Genomic DNA, 17,460 nt, shown 5'->3' with positions numbered 1-17,460 from the left:
GCGGTGTCATGGTGGAGCAGGGCGCCGCCCGCGAAGTGCTGAATCATCCGCAGCATCCCCGGACCCAGGATTTCCTGCGCCGGGTGTTGCATCCCATGTAAGGAAGGACCATGCCGCAAGCGCCATTTCCGCTATCCCCATCGTTGTGGGCCGCCACGGCGGCGGCGCCGCCGCCGACCGAGCGCCTGGCCGATCACGCAGGCCGACGTGCTGGTGGTAGGCGGCGGCTACGCCGGGCTGAGCACGGCGCTGCACCTGGCCGAGCGCGGCGTCCGGGTGGTGCTGCTGGAGGCGCGGGAGATCGGCTTCGGCGGCTCGGGCCGCAATGGCGGCCAGGTCATTCCGGGCCTGAAATACGATCCCGATGCGCTGCGTTCCATGTACGGCGCCGTGCGCGGCGAACGCCTGGTCCGCTTTGCCGGCGCGACGGCGGATACGGTGTTCGACCTGATCGAGCGGCACGCCATGGACGTGCCTCGCGTGCGCGCGGGCTGGATCCAGGGCGCCCATACTGCCCGGGCCTTGCGGATCGCGCATGGCCGGGCCGCGCAGTGGGCCAGGCTCGGCGCCGACGTCCAGCCGCTGGACCGGCGCGCAGACGGCGCGGCTGATCGGCACCGACCGGCTACCTGGGCGGCTGGGTGGATCGCCGCGCCGGCGCCATCCAGCCGCTGAGCTATGCGCGCGGACTGGCGCGCGCCGCGCTGAGCGCGGACGCCATCGTTCATACCGGCACGCCCGTGGAAAGCCTCAGGCGCGCGGGCGGCAAGTGGACCGCGGCCACCGCCCTGGGGCCCAGCGTCACGGCCGATCGCGTGGTGATGTGCACCAACGCCTACGGCGGCGACCTGCTGCCAGGATTGAAGGAATCGATCATCGACGCCAACACCTTCCAGGTGGCCACCGCGCCGCTGCCGGAGGCGGTGCGCGCCGGTATCTTCCCCGAAGGGCACGTCACTTCCGACACGCGCAACCTGCTGCTGTATTTCCGGCTGGACCACCAGGGCCGGCTGCTGATGGGCGGGCGCGGCCCTTTCCGCGAGCCCAAGGGGCAGGGGGACTGGGCGCATCTGGAGCGCGTGATGCTGAAACTGTTTCCGCAGGTCGCGGGCACGCCGTTCGAATACCGCTGGTGCGGCCGGGTCGCCGTCACCCGCGACTATCTTCCGCACCTGCACGAGCCCGAACCTGGCCTGTTGGTGGACATCGGCTGCCAGGGGCGCGGCGTGGGCCTGCAGACCAGCATGGGCCGGGCCATGGCGGAGTACGTGGCCACGGGCGACGCGAATGCCTTGCCGGTGCCGCTCTCGCCGGTGGTGCCGTTCCCGCTGTACGGCCTGCGGCGCCTGTACGTGAACGCGGTCGTGACCTGGTACCGGATGACGGACGGCGGGGTGTAACGAGCCCCACGCTGCAACGGGAGATCGGATGGGAGAGTGGCTTCGGCAGGAGCGCGAGCGCGTCCTGCGCGAGCAGCAGGAAACAGCGCCGGATGTGCGGCTGCGGCCGGCTCAGGCTCCGCCGCCGGATCTTCCGCCGCAGGACGAAACGCCATGCTTTCCGATTGAACGCATCCGGCTTGACGGCGAGGACGCCCATCGGTTCCTCTGGTCGCTGAAAGCCGCAAACCCGAGGAATGACCCCGCCAGCGACATCAAGAACCACGCCGAGCACAAGGCCAGTAGCGTCAGCCTCGGTGGCGGCTGCAGCGTCGGCAATGGTGGCATGAAGGAAATCGGCCGCTATGGCGATGGCCTGGGCGCCGGTGGCGCAGGAGTGGACATACTTCCGTCGGCCGGGGCGGCGCGTCCATGGGCATCACCGCCAACGCCAGCCGCGGCAAGGGCAAGGGCGAAGGCGGTGAAGTCACCTGGACCAACACGCACGTCAGCGCCGGCAACCGCCCGACCCTGGAATCCGGTGGCGGCACCAACCTGCGCGGCGCCATCGCCAGCGGCAAGCGGGTCGTGGCCGACGTAGGCGGCAACCTCAGCATCGAGAGCCTGCAGGACGCCAGCACCTTCAAGAGCAAGGACAGCAATGTCGGCGGCAGCGTCACGGCGGGAGCCGACTTCTCGGCCAGCGCCAATGCCGGCAAGCAGAAAATCGACAGCGACTGCGCCAGCGTCACCGGGCAATCCCGCACCGAAGCGGGCGACGGCGGCGTCCAGATAGAGGTCAAGGGCAACACCGATCTCAAGGGCGCCTCCATCACCCCGCCCGAGCAGGCGGTGAAGGGCGGCCTCAACACGCTGATGTTGGAATCATCCTTAAATAAAAAACCCCTCGATGAAAATCGAGGGGTTTGCGGCCGGGGGGGAGCGAGCCGAGGTCAGTCGCCCAGCTTGATGCGCTGTTCGCGCACCTTCTGCAGGGTTTCGCCGAACTGCGCCACGCGCGCCTTTTCCTGCGCGACCACGGCCGCCGGCGCGCGCTCGACGAAGCTGGCATTCGACAGCTTGCCGTTGGCCTTGGCCATTTCGCCTTCCAGGCGGGCGATTTCCTTGTCCAGGCGGGCGCGCTCGGCCGCCACGTCGATTTCCACGCGCAGCATGAGGCGGCTGCCGCCCACGACCTGCACCGGCGCGCCGGCATCGGGCAGGCTGCCCAGCACTTCCACTTCGGAGAGCTTGGCCAGCGCGGCCAGGTAGGGCGCATTGCGTTTGAGCACCGGCGCGTCGCCCTGGGCGCAGAGCGGCACCTTCTGGGCCGGCGAGAGGTTCATCTCGCCGCGCAGCGCGCGCACCGCTTCCACCTGGGCCTTGAGTTCGTCCACCTCGGCTTCCGCGGCGGCGTCCACGGCCTGCGGATTGGGCTGCGGATAGGGCTGCACGCTCACGCTGTCGGCCACGCCGGGCTGGCGCTTGCCGGCCGCCACCGACACCTTCTGCCACAGCTCTTCGGTGATGAACGGGATGATGGGGTGGGCCAGGCGCAGCACCGCCTCCAGCACGCGGATCAGCGTGCGGCGGGTTCCCAGCTGCTGGGCCGGCGTGCCGGTCTGGATCTGCACCTTGGCCAGTTCCAGGTACCAGTCGCAGTACTCGTCCCACACGTAGCGGTACAGCGCGTTGGCGATGTTGTCGAAGCGGTAGTCGGCAAAGCCGCGCGCCACCTCGGCTTCCAGCGCCTGCAGCTGGCTGACGATCCAGCGGTCCACGAACGACAGCTCGCCCGCGTCGGGGCCGGTGAGGTCGTGGCCCTCGGTGTTCATCAGCACGAACCGCGTGGCGTTCCAGAGCTTGTTGCAGAAGTTGCGGTAGCCCTCGCAGCGCTTGAGGTCGAAGTTGATGTTGCGGCCCAGCGTGGCGTAGGCCGCCATCGTGAAGCGCAGCGCGTCGGTGCCGAAGGCGGGGATGCCGTCGGGGTACTGGCGGCGCGTGGTCTTTTCGATGGCGCCGGCCTGCTTGGGGTTCATGAGGCCGTAGGTGCGCTTGGCCACCAGGCCTTCGAGGTCGATGCCGTCGATGAGGTCCACGGGGTCCAGCGTGTTGCCCTTGGACTTGCTCATCTTCTGGCCGTCCGCGTCGCGGATGAGGCCGTGCACGTACACGTGCTTGAACGGGATCTGGCCGGTGAGGTGGGTGGTGAGCATGACCATGCGGGCCACCCAGAAGAAGATGATGTCAAAGCCCGTGACCAGCACGCTGGACGGCAGGTAGCGCTGCAGGTCGGGCGTGTTATCGGGCCAGCCCAGCGTGGTGAAGGGCACCAGGCCCGAGGAGAACCAGGTGTCGAGCACGTCGGGGTCGCGCTTGAGCTCGCCCGTCACGCCGGCGGCGCGGGCCTGCGCGGCGGCCTCGGCCTCGTCGTGCGCGACGAACACCTGGCCGTCTTCCGAATACCAGGCCGGGATCTGGTGGCCCCACCAGAGCTGGCGCGAGATGCACCAGTCCTGGATGTTGTTCAGCCACTGGTTGTAGATGGTGGTCCAGTTCTCGGGGAAGAACTTGACGCGGCCGTCGGCCACCACGTCGAGCGCGACCTGGGTGATGCTCTTGCCCGGGTGGAGCGTGCCCTCGGGGGCGGGCTTGCTCATGGCCACGAACCACTGGTCGGTCAGCATGGGCTCCAGCACCACGCCGGTGCGGTCGCCCTTGGGCTGCATCATCTTGTGCGGCTCGACCTTCACCAGGTAGCCCTCGGCCTCCAGCTGCGCCACCACGGCCTTGCGGGCCTCGTAGCGCTCCATGCCCTGGAACTGCTTGGGCGCATTTTCGTTGATGTGCGCGTCCAGCGTGAAGATCACGATGAGAGGCAGGTCGTGGCGCAGCGCGCAGGCGTAGTCGTTGAAGTCGTGCGCGCCGGTGATCTTCACGCAGCCCGTGCCGAATTCCGGATCGACGAAATCGTCGGCGATGATGGGGATGTTGCGGTCGCACAGCGGCAGCTCGACCTCCTTGCCGATCAGGTGCCGGTAGCGCGGGTCGTCGGGGTGCACGCACACCGCGCCGTCGGCCAGCATGGTCTCGGGGCGGGTGGTGGCGATGGTCATGCCGCGCAGCGTGACGGTCTGGCCGTTCTTGTCGACGATGGTTTGCGGGCCGTCGGCGAAGGGATACACGATGTGCCACATGTGGCCGTCCGTTTCCTCGGACACGACTTCCAGGTCGGACACGGCGGTGAGCAGCTTGGGGTCCCAGTTCACCAGACGCTTGCCGCGATAGATCAGTCCCTGTTTGTAGAGGCGCACGAAGGTTTCGACCACGCCGCGCGACATGCGCTCGTCCATGGTGAAGTATTCGCGCGGCCAGTCGGCCGAGGCGCCCAGCCTGCGCACCTGCCCGGTAATGGTGCTGCCCGACTTTTCCTTCCATTCCCAGACCTTTTCCACGAACTTCTCGCGGCCCAGGTCGTGGCGCGAAACCTTTTGCGCGTCGAGCTGTCTTTCCACCACGATCTGCGTGGCGATGCCGGCGTGGTCGGTGCCGGGGATGAATACCGTGTCGTCGCCCAGCATGCGGTGGTAGCGCACCAGTCCGTCCATGATGGTCTGATTGAACGCATGCCCCATGTGCAGCGTGCCGGTCACGTTGGGCGGCGGGAACTGGATTACGTAGGGTTGAGGGTCGGTCCCTGTTTTTACGTGCTGGCCCGCCGCGAAATAGCCGCGCTTTTCCCACTCGGCGTACCAGCGGGATTCGAGGTCGGCGGGTTCAAAGCTCTTGGGCAGTTCCGGGGTTTCGTTCGCGCCTTGGGCGGCGCTCGGCGTAGCGGCTTGGGTCATTACTGGATTTCCGGGTGCAGACAGGGCGCCCGGCGGACAGCGCCGGGCAAGCAAACCGCTCATTTTAAGATGTAATGAGGTCTTCCTGCCGTGCTAGAATGCCGGGTTACTGTAAACCTTTTAGAAGTCCCTGAATTCATTGAGGATTCACCGCGGGAAGGCAGGCCGGGATCACATGCCGGCAGCCCCGGGGAGCGGCGATGCACACGCCCTCCGGCAGCATGTTCCTTTTCCGCAGGCGCCGGGACCCTTCAGGTGGGCAGTGCCGAATCCTGCCTGGCCCGAGGCCCGGCGGATGCGGGCGCGAGGCGCCCCGCATCCGTTCTGCGCCGATGGCGCAGCGGCGCTCGAAGGGTGGCTCCGACCAGCGCAAGGCCGCGCCAGGCAATTAATCAGTAGAAACCGCTATCCGGAGTTCTTTTCATGTCCATCCAACGCACTCTCTCGATCATCAAGCCCGACGCCGTCGCCAAGAACGTCATCGGCCAGATCGTCAGCCGCTTCGAGCAGGCCGGCCTGAAGGTCATCGCCGCCCGCATGCTGCAGCTCTCGCGCACCGACGCCGAGCGCTTCTATGCCGTGCACAAGGAGCGTCCCTTCTTCAAGGACCTGGTCGACTTCATGGTCTCGGGCCCCGTCTTCGTGCAAGTGCTCGAAGGCGAAGACGCCATCCAGAAGAACCGCGACCTGATGGGCGCCACCGACCCCAAGAAGGCCGCCCCGGGCACCATCCGCGCCGACTTCGCCGACAGCATCGACGCCAACGCCGTGCACGGTTCCGACGCCCCGGAAACGGCCGCCGTCGAGGTTGCCTTCTTCTTCCCCGAAATCAACATCCACACCCGTTGATTTCCGGGCAGGCGTCAACGTTTCTTCTATAGTCTGGTCATGGAATCCGCCGATCGAATCAACCTGCTGGGCCTGGACGGCCCCGCGCTGGCCGAGCTGGTCGGGCAGTGGGGCGGCAAGCCGTTCCGCGCCCGGCAGCTGCAGCGCTGGGTGCACCAGCGCGGCGCCGATTCGTTCGACGCCATGACCGACCTGGCCCGCGACTTCCGCGGCCAGCTCGCGGAGCGTTGCCGCATCGAGGCGCTGCCGGTCAACATCGAGCAGCGCTCCTCCGACGGCACCCGCAAGTGGCTGTTCGACGTGGGGCAGGGCAATGCCATCGAAACCGTCTTCATTCCCGAAGACGATCGCGGCACCCTGTGCGTTTCCAGCCAGGCGGGCTGCGTGGTGAACTGCCGGTTCTGCTCCACCGGCCACCAGGGTTTCAACCGCAACCTCAAGACGAGCGAGATCATCGGCCAGCTCTGGTGGGCCAAGCGCGTGCTGGAGGCAGACATCGGCGCCGCGCGCCTGCCTTCGGCCAAGGCGGGCGAAGACACGCGCGTCATCAGCAACGTCGTGATGATGGGCATGGGCGAGCCCCTGCTCAACTACGACCAGGTCGTGCCGGCGCTGCGCCTCATGCTGGACGACAACGCCTACGGGCTGTCGCGCCGCCGGGTCACCGTGTCGACTTCCGGCGTGGTTCCCATGATGGACCGCCTGTCCCAGGACTGTCCCGTGGCGCTGGCGGTGTCGCTGCACGCGCCCAACGACGCGCTGCGCGACGAGCTCGTGCCGCTGAACCGTAAACACCCGCTGAATTCGCTGCTGGATGCCTGCAACCGCTACCTGGAGCATGCGCCGCGCGACTTCATCACTTTCGAATACTGCATGCTGGACGGCATCAACGATACCGACCAGCACGCCCGGGAACTGATTCAGGTGGCGCGCCAGGTGCGCTGCAAGCTGAACCTGATTCCCTTCAATCCCTTCCCCGCTTCGGGCCTGAAGCGTTCGCCGTCCGCGCGCGTGAAAGTGTTCGCGCAGCGCCTGATGGACGCGGGCATCGTCACCACGGTGCGCAAGACCCGTGGCGACGACATCGACGCGGCCTGTGGCCAGCTCGCCGGCGAGGTGCGCGACCGCACCCGCATTACCGAGCGCAATGCCGCGCGAGCCCGGGCCATTCCGATCAAACAGGTGCATGCATGACGCAGGAGTACGCTTCCGCGGTTTCCGAATCGCCCGTCGGCGGCCCGGGCAATGTGGGCGGCGCGTTGCGCGAATTGCGCAAGGCCAGGGGGTGGTCGCTGGACGAGGTTTCCAGCCGCATCAAATTCTCCACCAAGCAGATCGACGCGCTCGAGGAAGAGCGCTGGTCCGACCTGCCCACCGGCGTGTCCCTGCGCGGCCTGATCCGCAATTACGCGCGCCTGCTGGGCGCCGACGCCGAGGCCATCGTCGAGTCGCTGGACCCCAAAGTCCGCGTCACCGGCCCGCTGCGCCGCAGCCCCGGCTCGCTCGATTCCGCGCACAGCATCGGCGCCGCGCCCATGGAAGACGAACGTGCTTCCTCCACGTCCTGGGGCTGGCTGCTGGCCATCGTGCTGGTGCTGGCCGCCGGCCTGGCCTACGCGTTCTGGCAGGGCTGGCTGCCGCAGCACTGGCTGGCCTTCGATTGGCTTCCCAAGCTGTCCAAGTAAACCGGGTTACCCCGATGCAAGATTCTTCTCTGCCTTGCCAGGATGCGCCGCCGCCCCCCGTGGGGCCGGCGCCGCGGCGTCCCACCCGCCAGGTGGCCGTGAAGTGGGGCAATCGTGTCGTCACCCTGGGCGGCGACGCGCCGGTGGTGGTCCAGTCCATGACCAACACCGACACCGCCGACGCCATCGCCACCGCCATCCAGGTGAAAGAGCTGGCGCAGGCCGGTTCCGAACTGGTGCGCATCACCGTGAACACGCCGGAGGCCGCCCGCGAAGTGGCCGCGATCCGCGAGCAGCTCGATCGCATGGGGATCGACGTGCCGCTGGTGGGCGACTTCCACTACAACGGCCACAAGCTGCTCACGCAGTTCCCCGAGTGCGCGCAGGCCCTGTCCAAATACCGCATCAACCCCGGCAACATGGGCGGGGGCAAGCGCCGCGACGACAACTTCGCGCAGATGATCGAGGTCGCCTGCCGCTACGACAAGCCGGTGCGCATCGGCGTCAACTGGGGCAGCCTCGATCACGAGCTCATGGCGCGCAAAATGGATGAGAACAGCCGCCGCGCCCAGCCCTGGGAAGCCCAGGCCGTCATGCGCGACGCGCTGGTGGTTTCGGCCATCAGCAACGCCCGGCGCGCCGAAGCGCTCGGCCTGCGCCGCGACGCCATCGTGCTGTCGTGCAAGGTGAGCCACGTGCAGGACCTCATCGCCGTCTACCGCGACCTCTCCGCCCGCTGCGACTATCCGCTGCACCTGGGCCTGACCGAGGCCGGCATGGGCAGCAAGGGCATCGTGGCCTCCACCGCCGCGCTGGCCGTGCTGCTGCAGCAGGGCATCGGCGACACGATCCGCATCTCGCTCACCCCCGAGCCCGGCGGCGACCGCAGCCGCGAGGCCGTGGTGGCGCAGGAAATCCTCCAGACCATGGGCCTGCGCGCCTTCACGCCCATGGTGGTGGCCTGCCCGGGCTGCGGCCGCACCAGCAGCACGTTCTTCCAGGAGCTGGCCGACAGCATCCAGTCCTACCTGCGCCGGCAGATGCCGGTGTGGCGCGCCCGGTATCCCGGCGTCGAAACCATGAACGTGGCGGTCATGGGCTGTGTGGTCAACGGGCCAGGCGAAAGCCGCCACGCGGACATCGGCATCAGCCTGCCGGGCACGGGCGAAGTGCCCGCCGCGCCGGTGTTCGTGGACGGCGAGCGCACTGTCACCCTGAAGGGCGACCGCATCGCCGAGGAATTCCAGGCCATCGTCGAAGATTACGTCGCGCGCCGCTACGGCGCGTCCGCCTCTCATTGAAAAGCAAGGGTGTGGCCGCCTGCGCGCCCCGGCGCGGCGGGCGGCACGATAAAGCACGAAAAAGATGAGTCAAGCTTTCCAGAAAGTCGCCGCCATACGCGGCATGAACGACCTGCTGCCGGGGGCGAGCGCCCGCTGGGAGCAATTCGAGGATATCGTCCGCGGGTGGCTGCGCAGCTATGGCTACCGCAACGTGCGCACGCCCGTGCTCGAGCATACGCGCCTGTTCGCGCGCGGCATCGGCGAAGTGACCGACATCGTCGAAAAAGAGATGTACACCTTCACCGACGCGCTCAACGGCGATTCGCTCACCATGCGCCCCGAAATGACCGCGGGCATCGTGCGCGCCGCCATCGAGCACAACCTGCTCTACGACCGCCCGCAGCGCGTCTATTCCATCGGCCCCGTGTTCCGCCACGAGCGCCCGCAGCGCGGCCGCTACCGCCAGTTCCATCAGATCGACGTCGAGGCGCTGGGCTTCGCCGGCCCGGACGTGGATGCCGAGCTGATCGTCATGCTGGCCCGCCTGTGGAAGCTGCTGGACCTGACCGACGTGCGCCTCGAGCTGAATTCGCTGGGCCAGCCGGCCGAGCGCGCCGCGCACCGCGCCGCGCTGATCGAGCACCTGGAAAAGCACCGCGGCATCCTCGACGAAGACGGCCAGCGCCGCATGTACACCAACCCGCTGCGCGTGCTGGACACCAAGAACCCCGCCATGCAGGAAATGGCCGACAGCGCGCCGCGCCTGTTCGACTTCCTGGGCGAGGAGTCGCGGGCGCACTTCGACGGCGTATGCCAGCGGCTGGCCGATGCCGGCATCGAATACCGCCTCAACCCGCGCCTGGTGCGCGGGCTCGACTACTACAACCTCACGGTTTTCGAGTGGGTGACCGACCGCCTGGGCGCGCAGGGCACCGTCTGCGGCGGCGGCCGCTACGACGGGCTCATCGAGCTGCTGGGCGGCAAGCCGGCTCCCGCGGTGGGTTTCGCCATCGGCATGGAGCGCCTGCTCGACCTCTGGGAGCAGAGCGTGGCGCTGGAGGCGCCCGCCGAGTGCGACGTGTATGTCGTGCACCAGGGCGAGGACGCCCAGCGGCTGGCCGCGCGTGTGGGCGAAGACCTGCGCGACGCAGGATTTGCCGTGGTGGTCCACGCCGGTCCGGCCAGCTTCAAGTCCCAATTCAAGCGCGCCGATGCCAGCGGAGCGCAGGTTGCGGTTATTCTTGGCGCCGATGAAGTGGCGGCCCGGGCCGCCAGCATCAAGTTCCTGCGCGCCGGCGCGCAGGGCGAGGCGCCGCAGCGGCAGGTGCCGCTGGCGGAGCTGGCCGAAGCATTGAAACTCAAGGGTTAGCATGGCATACGATCTCGAAGAACAGGAAAAACTCGACGCAATCAAGGCCTGGTGGGCGCGCTACGGCACGCTGATAGCGACGCTGGTTGCCGTCGTGGCCCTGGCCTGGGGCGGATGGTGGGGCTGGAAGGCCTATGAGTCGCACCGCGCCAACCAGGCCATGGGCTATTTCGAGGCGCTGGAAGACGCCGCCCGGCTGGGCGGCTCGGATTCCGCCGTGCGCATCAAGGCCGCCGCCGCCACCTTGCGCGAAGACTATGCCGCCACCGGCTATGCCGCGCGCGGCGCCCTGGTCGCCGCCCAGGCCCTGCAGGCCCAGGACGACGCGGCCGGCGCGCGCGAACAGCTCGAATGGCTGGCCGCGCAAAAGAAAAACCCCTCCATGCAGGCTGTGGCACGGCTGCGCCTGGCGGGGCTGCTGCTCGACCAGAAGCAGTACGACGCCGCGCTCGCGCAACTCGAGAACGCGCCGCCCGCTTTCGCCGCCTTGTTCGCCGACCGCCGCGGCGATGTTCTCGCGGCCCAGGGCAAGCGGGAAGAAGCGCGCGCCGCCTGGCGGAGCGCCATCGATGGACTGGGTAAGAACAATCCGCTTACCCAGGTTGTGCAACTCAAATTGGATGCCCTGAGCGGAGCCTGACTGTATGCGTAAATTCGCCCCCCGCCGCATGTGGCGCGGCGCCCTGTGCGTGGCGGGCCTGTTGGCCCTGAGCGGCTGCGGCCTGTTTTCCAGCGACGACGCGCGCTACGAGCCCGCGCCCCTCACCGAATACAAGGCCGGCATGTCGGTGCGCCAGATCTGGTCCACGTCGGTGGGCAGCGGCTCGGGCCTGGGCTTTGCGCCCACCGTCGTCAACAACGCCGTCTACGCGGCCACCCCCGACGGTTCCGTGGGCAAGTTCGACCTGCAGAGCGGGCGCCCCATCTGGAAGATCGACGCCGACACCAAGCTGTCGGCCGGCGCCGGCAGCGATGGCTCCACCACCGCCGTGGCCTCGCCCAACGGCGACGTGATCGCCTTCGACGACACCGGCAAGCAGAAGTGGAAGGCGCGCGCCACCAGCGACGTGTCGGTGCCGCCGCTGGTGGGCTACGGCCTGGTCGTGGTGCGCAGCGGCGACTACCGCATCCAGGCGTTCGACGCCCGCACCGGCGAGCGCGTCTGGAACGTGCAGCGTCCGGGCCCGGCGCTGGCGCTGCGCAGCGTGTCGCAGATGCTGATGGCCGAGGGCCTGGTCATCACCGGCCTGCCCGGCGGCAAGATGCTCGCCATCGCGGCCAACAGCGGCAACGTGCAGTGGGAAGGCACCGTGGCCACGCCGCGCGGCGCCAGCGACCTGGAGCGCCTGACCGACGTGGTCGGCGTGCCCCGCATCGCGGGCAACCTGCTCTGCGCCGTGGCCTACCAGGGCCGCATCGTCTGCTTCGACGTCACTGCCGGCGGCCGCCCGCTGTGGGCCAAGGACTTCTCCAGCGTCAGCGGCCTCACGCTGGACGACCGTTTCGCCTACTCGGCCGACCAGAACAGCGTGGTGCATGCCTTCGCGCTGGACAACGGCGGCAACGTCTGGAAGCAGGGCGCGCTGAAAAACCGCCAACTGACCGTGCCGGCGCTGCTGGGCGGCGCGCTGGCCGTGGGCGACCTCGACGGCTACGTCCACTTCCTGTCGCGCAGCGACGGCAGCCTGATGGCCCGCCTGTCGGTCGGCGGCGGCGCCGTGGTCTCGCCCCCGCAAACCACGTCCCAAGGCGTGCTGGTCCAGACGGGCAACGGCAATCTCGTCCTGATCGGCACCAACTGAAACCCAATCGAAACCAACTTCCAACCGTGTCCTTCAAGCCTGTCGTTGCCCTGGTCGGCCGCCCCAATGTGGGGAAATCGACCCTCTTCAACCGCCTGACGCGATCGCGCGCCGCGCTGGTGGCCGACTATTCCGGCCTGACCCGCGACCGCCATTACGGCGAGGGCAGGGTGGGCGAGATTCCCTTCATCGTCATCGACACAGGCGGGTTCGAGCCCGTGGCCAAGGACGGCATCCTGCTGGAAATGGCCCGCCAGACCCGGCAGGCCATCGCCGAGGCCGACGTGGTGGTGTTCCTGGTGGACGCGCGCGCCGGCCTCAACGCGCACGACCACGAAATCGCCCAGCTCCTGCGCAAGTCGGGCCAGCAGCGCGTGCTGCTGGCGGTGAACAAGGCCGAGGGCATGGGCTCGGGCAGCGCCGTGGCCGAATTCCACGAGCTGGGCCTGGGCCAGCCCTATCCCATCTCGGCCGCGCACGGCGACGGCATCGTCGACCTGATCGAGCTCGCGCTCAAGGACCTGGCGCCGCCGCCAGAGCCCGAAGACGCGGCCGAGGAAGGCCCGCACGACCACCGCATCAAGCTGGCCATCGTGGGGCGCCCCAACGTGGGCAAGTCAACCCTCATCAACACGCTCCTGGGCGAGGAGCGCGTCATCGCGTTCGACATGCCGGGCACCACGCGCGACGCCATCGAGATCGATTTCGAGCGCGACGGCCGCAAGTACACGCTCATCGACACGGCCGGCCTGCGCAAGCGCGGCAAGGTTTTCGAGGCGGTCGAGAAGTTCTCGGTCATCAAGACCCTGCAGGCCATCGAGGCCAGCAACGTGGTGCTGCTCATGCTGGATGCGCAGTCCGAGATTTCCGAGCAGGATGCGCACATCGCCGGCTTCGTGCTCGAAACCGGCCGCGCGGTGGTGGTCGCCATCAACAAATGGGACGGCCTGGACGCCGAACAGAAAGAGCGCATCGAGCGCGAATTCCAGCGCAAGCTGCGCTTCCTGTCGTTTGCCCGCATGCACACCATTTCCGCGCTGCGGGGGCAGGGTATCAAGCCGCTTCTGAAATCCATCAACGCGGCGCACGCCGCGGCGTTCGCCAAGCTTTCCACGCCCAAGCTCACGCGCGCCCTGCAGGCCGCGGTGGAACAGCAGCCGCCGCCGCGCAAGGGCATTTTCCGGCCCAAGATGCGCTATGCGCACCAGGGCGGGCAGAATCCGCCGCTGGTGGTCATACACGGCAATGCGCTGGACGCCATACCCGAGTCGTACCGGCGCTACCTGGAGACGCGTTTCCGCAACGAGTTCGATCTGGCCGGCACGCCGCTGCGCATCGAATTCAAGTCTTCGCACAATCCCTACAAGCAGGAAAACTGAATCATGAGCCGCTTCTGGAGTCCCGTCGTGGGGACGCTCAGTCCGTATGTGCCGGGCGAGCAGCCCAGGCTTCAGAACCTGGTCAAGCTCAACACCAACGAGCATCCATACGGCCCTTCGCCGCGGGTGCTCGAGGCGCTGCGCGCGGCCTGCGACGACACGCTCAAGCTGTATCCCGACCCCTCGTCCGAACGGCTGCGCCAGGCCATCGCCGGCACGGTGGGCGTGGACGCCGGCCAGGTATTCGTGGGCAACGGTTCCGACGAGGTGCTGGCCCACGCCTTCCTGGCGCTGCTCAAGCATGAGCGGCCGCTGCGCTTTCCGGACATCACCTACAGTTTCTATCCGGTCTACTGCGGCCTGTATGGCATCGACTACGAGACGGCGCCGCTCACGGCCGACTTCCGCATCGACGTCGAAGACTACCTCCCGGCCCGCGGCGGGCCGGCGGGCGCCATCATCTTCCCGAACCCCAACGCACCCACCGGCCGCGCGCTGGGCCTGGCCGACATCGAACGCATCGTGGCGGGCAACCCCGACGCGGTGGTCGTGGTGGACGAAGCCTATGTGGACTTCGGCGCCGAATCGGCGATTCCGCTCGTGGCCCGCTACGACAACCTCCTGGTGGTGCAGACCCTCTCCAAGTCGCGTTCGCTGGCCGGCCTGCGCGTCGGCTTCGCCGTGGGCAGCCGCGAACTCATCGACGGCCTGGAGCGCGTGAAGAACAGCTTCAACTCCTATCCCATCGACCGGCTGGCCAGCGCGGGCGCCGTGGCGGCGCTCGAAGACCGCGAGTATTTCGAGGAAACGCGCGCCCGGGTCATCCGCACCCGCGAGGCCATGACGGCGGGCCTGCGGGCGCTGGGATTCGAGGTGCTGCCTTCGGCCGCCAACTTCGTGTTCGCCCGGCATCCCGCGCGCGACGCGGCCGCGCTGGCGGCCTCGCTGCGCGAGCGCGGCATCATCGTGCGCCACTTCCGCCAGCCGCGCATCGAGCAGTTCCTGCGCATCACGGTGGGCACCGACGCGCAGAGCGATCTGCTGCTGGCCGCCCTGGGCGAAATCACCGGAAGCTGAGCCGCCGCCGGCCGCTCATGCGGCCGCCCGGCGCGCTGGGCGGGCCCGGAAAACTCTGGTGTCATTTTTTGCATGGCGCACAAGTGGCACGGCCCGGGAAAACCCTGTAGAGTAGATGTTTCGGCGCACCCCACCATTTCAGACGTGCGCCATCACTTAAATAACAAATGGAGCCTGGCCAATGAGCAATAAAGGGCAAACTCTGCAAGATCCGTTTCTGAACACGCTGCGCAAAGATCACGTGCCCGTGTCCATCTACCTGGTAAACGGCATCAAGCTTCAAGGGCAAATCGAATCGTTCGACCAATACGTGGTGCTGCTGCGCAATACGGTGACGCAGATGGTCTACAAGCATGCCATCTCTACCGTTGTCCCGGCCCGCGCCGTCAATTTCCAGGTGGAAGTCCCTGCTGAATAATCCCGCTCCAGTAGTACCTTTCATTGCCCGCCTGACGCTTGCCGTCGGCGGGCATTTTCGCTTTGGCTCCAAAATGGTGCACGTATGCGCGCGCTGATCATCAGTGTCGATCTCGGCAATCCCGACCACGCCGCCCACGCGGAGGAGTTCGCCATGCTGGCCGAAGGCGCGGGCGCGGAAATCGTCGGCACGCTCACGGCGCGGCGCGACCGCCCCGACGCCAAGTTCTTCATCGGTTCCGGCAAGGTGGAGGAGGGCGTGGCCATGGCCCAGGCGCTGCTGGCCGACATCATTCTCTTCGAGCAGCCGCTCTCGCCCGCGCAGCAGCGTAACCTGGAACGCGCCTTCAACCTGCGGGTAGTGGACCGCGTGGCGCTCATCCTCGACATCTTCGCCCTGCGGGCCAAGAGCCACGAGGGCAAGCTGCAGGTCGAGCTGGCCCAGCTCCAGCACCTGGCCACGCGCCTTACCCGCCTCTGGACCCACCTGGAGCGGCAGCGCGGCGGCATCGGCATGCGGGGGCCGGGCGAATCCCAGCTCGAAATGGACCGCCGCATGATCGGCGCCAAGGTCAAGGTGCTGCGCGAGCGGCTCGACAAGGTCGAGCGGCAGCGCGTCACCCAGCGCCGGGCCCGCGCGCGCGGCGGCGCGCTGTCGGTATCGCTGGTGGGCTATACCAATGCCGGCAAATCCACGCTGTTCAATGCCCTGACCCGTGCCGACACCTATGCGGCCGACCAGTTGTTTGCCACCCTGGACACCACCACGCGGCGCATCTGGATCGAAGGCGCGGGCTCTGTCGTGGTGTCCGACACCGTCGGGTTCATCCGCGACCTGCCGCACGGCCTGATCGCGGCGTTCCGCGCCACGCTCGAGGAAACCGTGCACGCCGACCTGCTGCTGCACGTGGTCGATGCCGCCAGTCCGCAGCGCGAAGAGCAGATTTTCGAGGTCAACAAGGTGCTGGCGGAGATCGGGGCGGCGTCGGTGCCCACGATTCTGGTATACAACAAGATCGACCGGGTCGGCCTGGAGCCGCGGGTGGAGCGCGATGCGCATGGTACGATTGCGCGAGTATTTGTAAGCGCCACCGAGCGCGCCGGTCTGGACGCGTTGCGCGGGGCAATTGCGGAGACCGGACAGATTGCGGGAAACAATGCCTCGAATCAACAAACTCTTCAATCTGAATGATCCCGGCTGGGGTCGTGGAAACAATAACAACAACGGTTCCGAGCCGCCGCGGCGCCCGCAGGGCAATGGCGACGGTCCGCCCGATCTCGACGAGGTCTGGCGCGATTTCAACAATCGCATCGGTTCCCTCTTCGGCCGCAAGGGCGGGGGCGGCAACAACCGTCCCAACAACCGGGGCGGGGCCACGCCGCCCTCGCCGCGCAACGCGCGCATCGGCCTGGGCGTCATTGCGCTGGTGGGCGTGGGCATCTGGCTGGCCAGCGGCTTCTATATCGTGCAGGAAGGCCAGGTCGCGGTCGTGACCCAGTTCGGCAAGTACAAGAGCACGTCGCAGGCCGGCTTCCAGTGGCGCCTGCCGTATCCCATCCAGAGCCACGAGATCGTCAACGTGTCGCAGTTGCGCACCTTCGAGGTGGGCTTCCGCGGCAGCTCGCGCAACAAGGTCATGCCCGAGGCGCTCATGCTCACGACGGACGAGAACATCGTCGACATGCAGTTCGTCGTGCAGTACCGGCTGCGGGCCGACGGCGCGCCCGACTACCTGTTCAAGACCCGCGACCCGGACGAATCCGTGCGCCAGGCCTCCGAGACGGCCATGCGCGAGGTGGTCGGCAAGCAATCCATGGACTTCGTGCTGTACGAGGGGCGCACCACGGTCGCCAACCAGGTGCAGTCGCTGATGCAGCAGATCCTCGATCGCTACCAGACCGGCATCCAGGTCAGCACCGTCGCCATCCAGAACGTGCAGCCGCCCGAGCAGGTGCAGGCGGCGTTCGACGACGCCGTCAAGGCCGGCCAGGACCGCGAGCGCCAGATCAACGAGGGCCAGGCCTACGCCAACCAGGTCGTGCCGCTGGCCAGCGGCCAGGCCTCGCGCATGATCGAGCAGGCCGAAGGCTACAAGGCCAAGGTGGTGGGCGACGCGCAGGGCAATACCTCGCGCTTCACCAGCATCCTCGCCGAATACCAGAAGGCGCCTCAGGTGATGCGCGAGCGCATGTACCTGGAAAGCATGCAGGAGATCTTCACGCGCGCCAGCAAGGTCATGGTCGACTCCAAGAGCAACAACAACATGCTGTACCTGCCCCTGGACAAGATCATGCACCAGGCCGCCCAGGACGCGTCCCGTCCGGGCGCCGCGGGCTCGTCCTCGTCCGGCGCCAGCGCCCCGTCGCAGCCG

The 17,460-nt window shown here is 67.8% G+C and carries 13 protein-coding genes and 3 pseudogenes; 15 read left to right on the top strand and 1 reads right to left on the bottom strand.

Annotated features, from left to right (window positions below):
• The 3 pseudogenes from glnQ to AD428_RS29410 all read left to right on the top strand — a co-directional run.
• A pseudogene (gene glnQ / locus AD428_RS27670) lies at nucleotides 1–101 on the top strand (glutamine ABC transporter ATP-binding protein GlnQ); the annotation flags it as partial.
• A gap of 106 nt (nucleotides 102–207) precedes the next feature.
• A pseudogene (locus AD428_RS09110) lies at nucleotides 208–1,400 on the top strand (NAD(P)/FAD-dependent oxidoreductase).
• Nucleotides 1,401–1,811: 411 nt separating this feature from the next.
• A pseudogene (locus AD428_RS29410) lies at nucleotides 1,812–1,982 on the top strand (hemagglutinin repeat-containing protein); the annotation flags it as partial.
• 350 nt (nucleotides 1,983–2,332) lie between these two features.
• Here the strand turns inward: AD428_RS29410 and AD428_RS09105 are convergent.
• Nucleotides 2,333–5,227, bottom strand: a complete 2,895-nt coding sequence (locus AD428_RS09105; protein ID WP_053244941.1) for a valine--tRNA ligase — start codon at nucleotides 5,225–5,227, stop codon at nucleotides 2,333–2,335.
• 423 nt (nucleotides 5,228–5,650) lie between these two features.
• Between AD428_RS09105 and ndk the strand changes: the two genes are divergently transcribed.
• The 12 genes from ndk to hflK all read left to right on the top strand — a co-directional run.
• Nucleotides 5,651–6,076: a nucleoside-diphosphate kinase gene (gene ndk / locus AD428_RS09100; RefSeq protein WP_053244492.1), complete on the top strand. Its 426-nt coding sequence runs from the start codon at nucleotides 5,651–5,653 to the stop codon at nucleotides 6,074–6,076.
• A gap of 39 nt (nucleotides 6,077–6,115) precedes the next feature.
• Entirely contained in the window at nucleotides 6,116–7,270 is a 1,155-nt protein-coding gene (rlmN, locus tag AD428_RS09095) for a 23S rRNA (adenine(2503)-C(2))-methyltransferase RlmN (protein ID WP_053244940.1), read from the top strand.
• Nucleotides 7,267–7,761, top strand: coding sequence for a helix-turn-helix domain-containing protein (locus tag AD428_RS09090; RefSeq protein ID WP_053244493.1), 495 nt, complete (start codon nucleotides 7,267–7,269; stop codon nucleotides 7,759–7,761). The genes rlmN and AD428_RS09090 overlap by 4 nt, the downstream gene beginning before the upstream one ends.
• 14 nt (nucleotides 7,762–7,775) lie before the next feature.
• Nucleotides 7,776–9,062: a flavodoxin-dependent (E)-4-hydroxy-3-methylbut-2-enyl-diphosphate synthase gene (gene ispG, locus AD428_RS09085; protein WP_053244939.1), complete on the top strand. Its 1,287-nt coding sequence runs from the start codon at nucleotides 7,776–7,778 to the stop codon at nucleotides 9,060–9,062.
• A gap of 64 nt (nucleotides 9,063–9,126) precedes the next feature.
• Nucleotides 9,127–10,413, top strand: a complete 1,287-nt coding sequence (hisS, locus tag AD428_RS09080; RefSeq protein WP_082308336.1) for a histidine--tRNA ligase — start codon at nucleotides 9,127–9,129, stop codon at nucleotides 10,411–10,413.
• 1 nt (nucleotide 10,414) lies between these two features.
• Complete coding sequence (locus AD428_RS09075) at nucleotides 10,415–11,053, top strand: YfgM family protein (protein ID WP_053244937.1); 639 nt, start codon at nucleotides 10,415–10,417, stop codon at nucleotides 11,051–11,053.
• Between the two features lie 4 nt (nucleotides 11,054–11,057).
• Nucleotides 11,058–12,215 (top strand): outer membrane protein assembly factor BamB, encoded by a 1,158-nt coding sequence (gene bamB, locus AD428_RS09070; protein WP_053244936.1) that lies wholly within the window; start codon nucleotides 11,058–11,060, stop codon nucleotides 12,213–12,215.
• Nucleotides 12,216–12,241: 26 nt separating this feature from the next.
• Complete coding sequence (gene der, locus AD428_RS09065) at nucleotides 12,242–13,594, top strand: ribosome biogenesis GTPase Der (protein WP_053244935.1); 1,353 nt, start codon at nucleotides 12,242–12,244, stop codon at nucleotides 13,592–13,594.
• A gap of 3 nt (nucleotides 13,595–13,597) precedes the next feature.
• Complete coding sequence (gene hisC / locus AD428_RS09060) at nucleotides 13,598–14,671, top strand: histidinol-phosphate transaminase (RefSeq protein ID WP_053244934.1); 1,074 nt, start codon at nucleotides 13,598–13,600, stop codon at nucleotides 14,669–14,671.
• A gap of 181 nt (nucleotides 14,672–14,852) precedes the next feature.
• A complete protein-coding gene (gene hfq, locus AD428_RS09055; protein WP_006218585.1) occupies nucleotides 14,853–15,089 on the top strand; it encodes an RNA chaperone Hfq in 237 nt (78 codons plus the stop codon).
• A gap of 84 nt (nucleotides 15,090–15,173) precedes the next feature.
• Nucleotides 15,174–16,280, top strand: coding sequence for a GTPase HflX (hflX, locus tag AD428_RS09050; RefSeq protein ID WP_053244933.1), 1,107 nt, complete (start codon nucleotides 15,174–15,176; stop codon nucleotides 16,278–16,280).
• A partial coding sequence (gene hflK, locus AD428_RS09045) for an FtsH protease activity modulator HflK (protein ID WP_053244495.1) occupies nucleotides 16,246–17,460 on the top strand: 1,215 nt, incomplete at its 3' end. The genes hflX and hflK, both read left to right, overlap by 35 nt.

The organism is Achromobacter sp. DMS1 (assembly GCF_001270295.1).
This window is presented reverse-complemented; position numbering and strand designations above follow the sequence as displayed.

Bases quoted from the DNA above. Each gene is read 5' to 3' on its own strand.
- AD428_RS09105 (WP_053244941.1), bottom strand. From the start codon at position 5,227: ATGACCCAAGCCGCTACGCCGAGCGCCGCCCAAGGCGCGAACGAAACC.
- ndk (WP_053244492.1), top strand. From the start codon at position 5,651: ATGTCCATCCAACGCACTCTCTCGATCATCAAGCCCGACGCCGTCGCC.
- rlmN (WP_053244940.1), top strand. From the start codon at position 6,116: ATGGAATCCGCCGATCGAATCAACCTGCTGGGCCTGGACGGCCCCGCG.
- AD428_RS09090 (WP_053244493.1), top strand. From the start codon at position 7,267: ATGACGCAGGAGTACGCTTCCGCGGTTTCCGAATCGCCCGTCGGCGGC.
- ispG (WP_053244939.1), top strand. From the start codon at position 7,776: ATGCAAGATTCTTCTCTGCCTTGCCAGGATGCGCCGCCGCCCCCCGTG.
- hisS (WP_082308336.1), top strand. From the start codon at position 9,127: ATGAGTCAAGCTTTCCAGAAAGTCGCCGCCATACGCGGCATGAACGAC.
- AD428_RS09075 (WP_053244937.1), top strand. From the start codon at position 10,415: ATGGCATACGATCTCGAAGAACAGGAAAAACTCGACGCAATCAAGGCC.
- bamB (WP_053244936.1), top strand. From the start codon at position 11,058: ATGCGTAAATTCGCCCCCCGCCGCATGTGGCGCGGCGCCCTGTGCGTG.
- hisC (WP_053244934.1), top strand. From the start codon at position 13,598: ATGAGCCGCTTCTGGAGTCCCGTCGTGGGGACGCTCAGTCCGTATGTG.
- hfq (WP_006218585.1), top strand. From the start codon at position 14,853: ATGAGCAATAAAGGGCAAACTCTGCAAGATCCGTTTCTGAACACGCTG.
- hflX (WP_053244933.1), top strand. From the start codon at position 15,174: ATGCGCGCGCTGATCATCAGTGTCGATCTCGGCAATCCCGACCACGCC.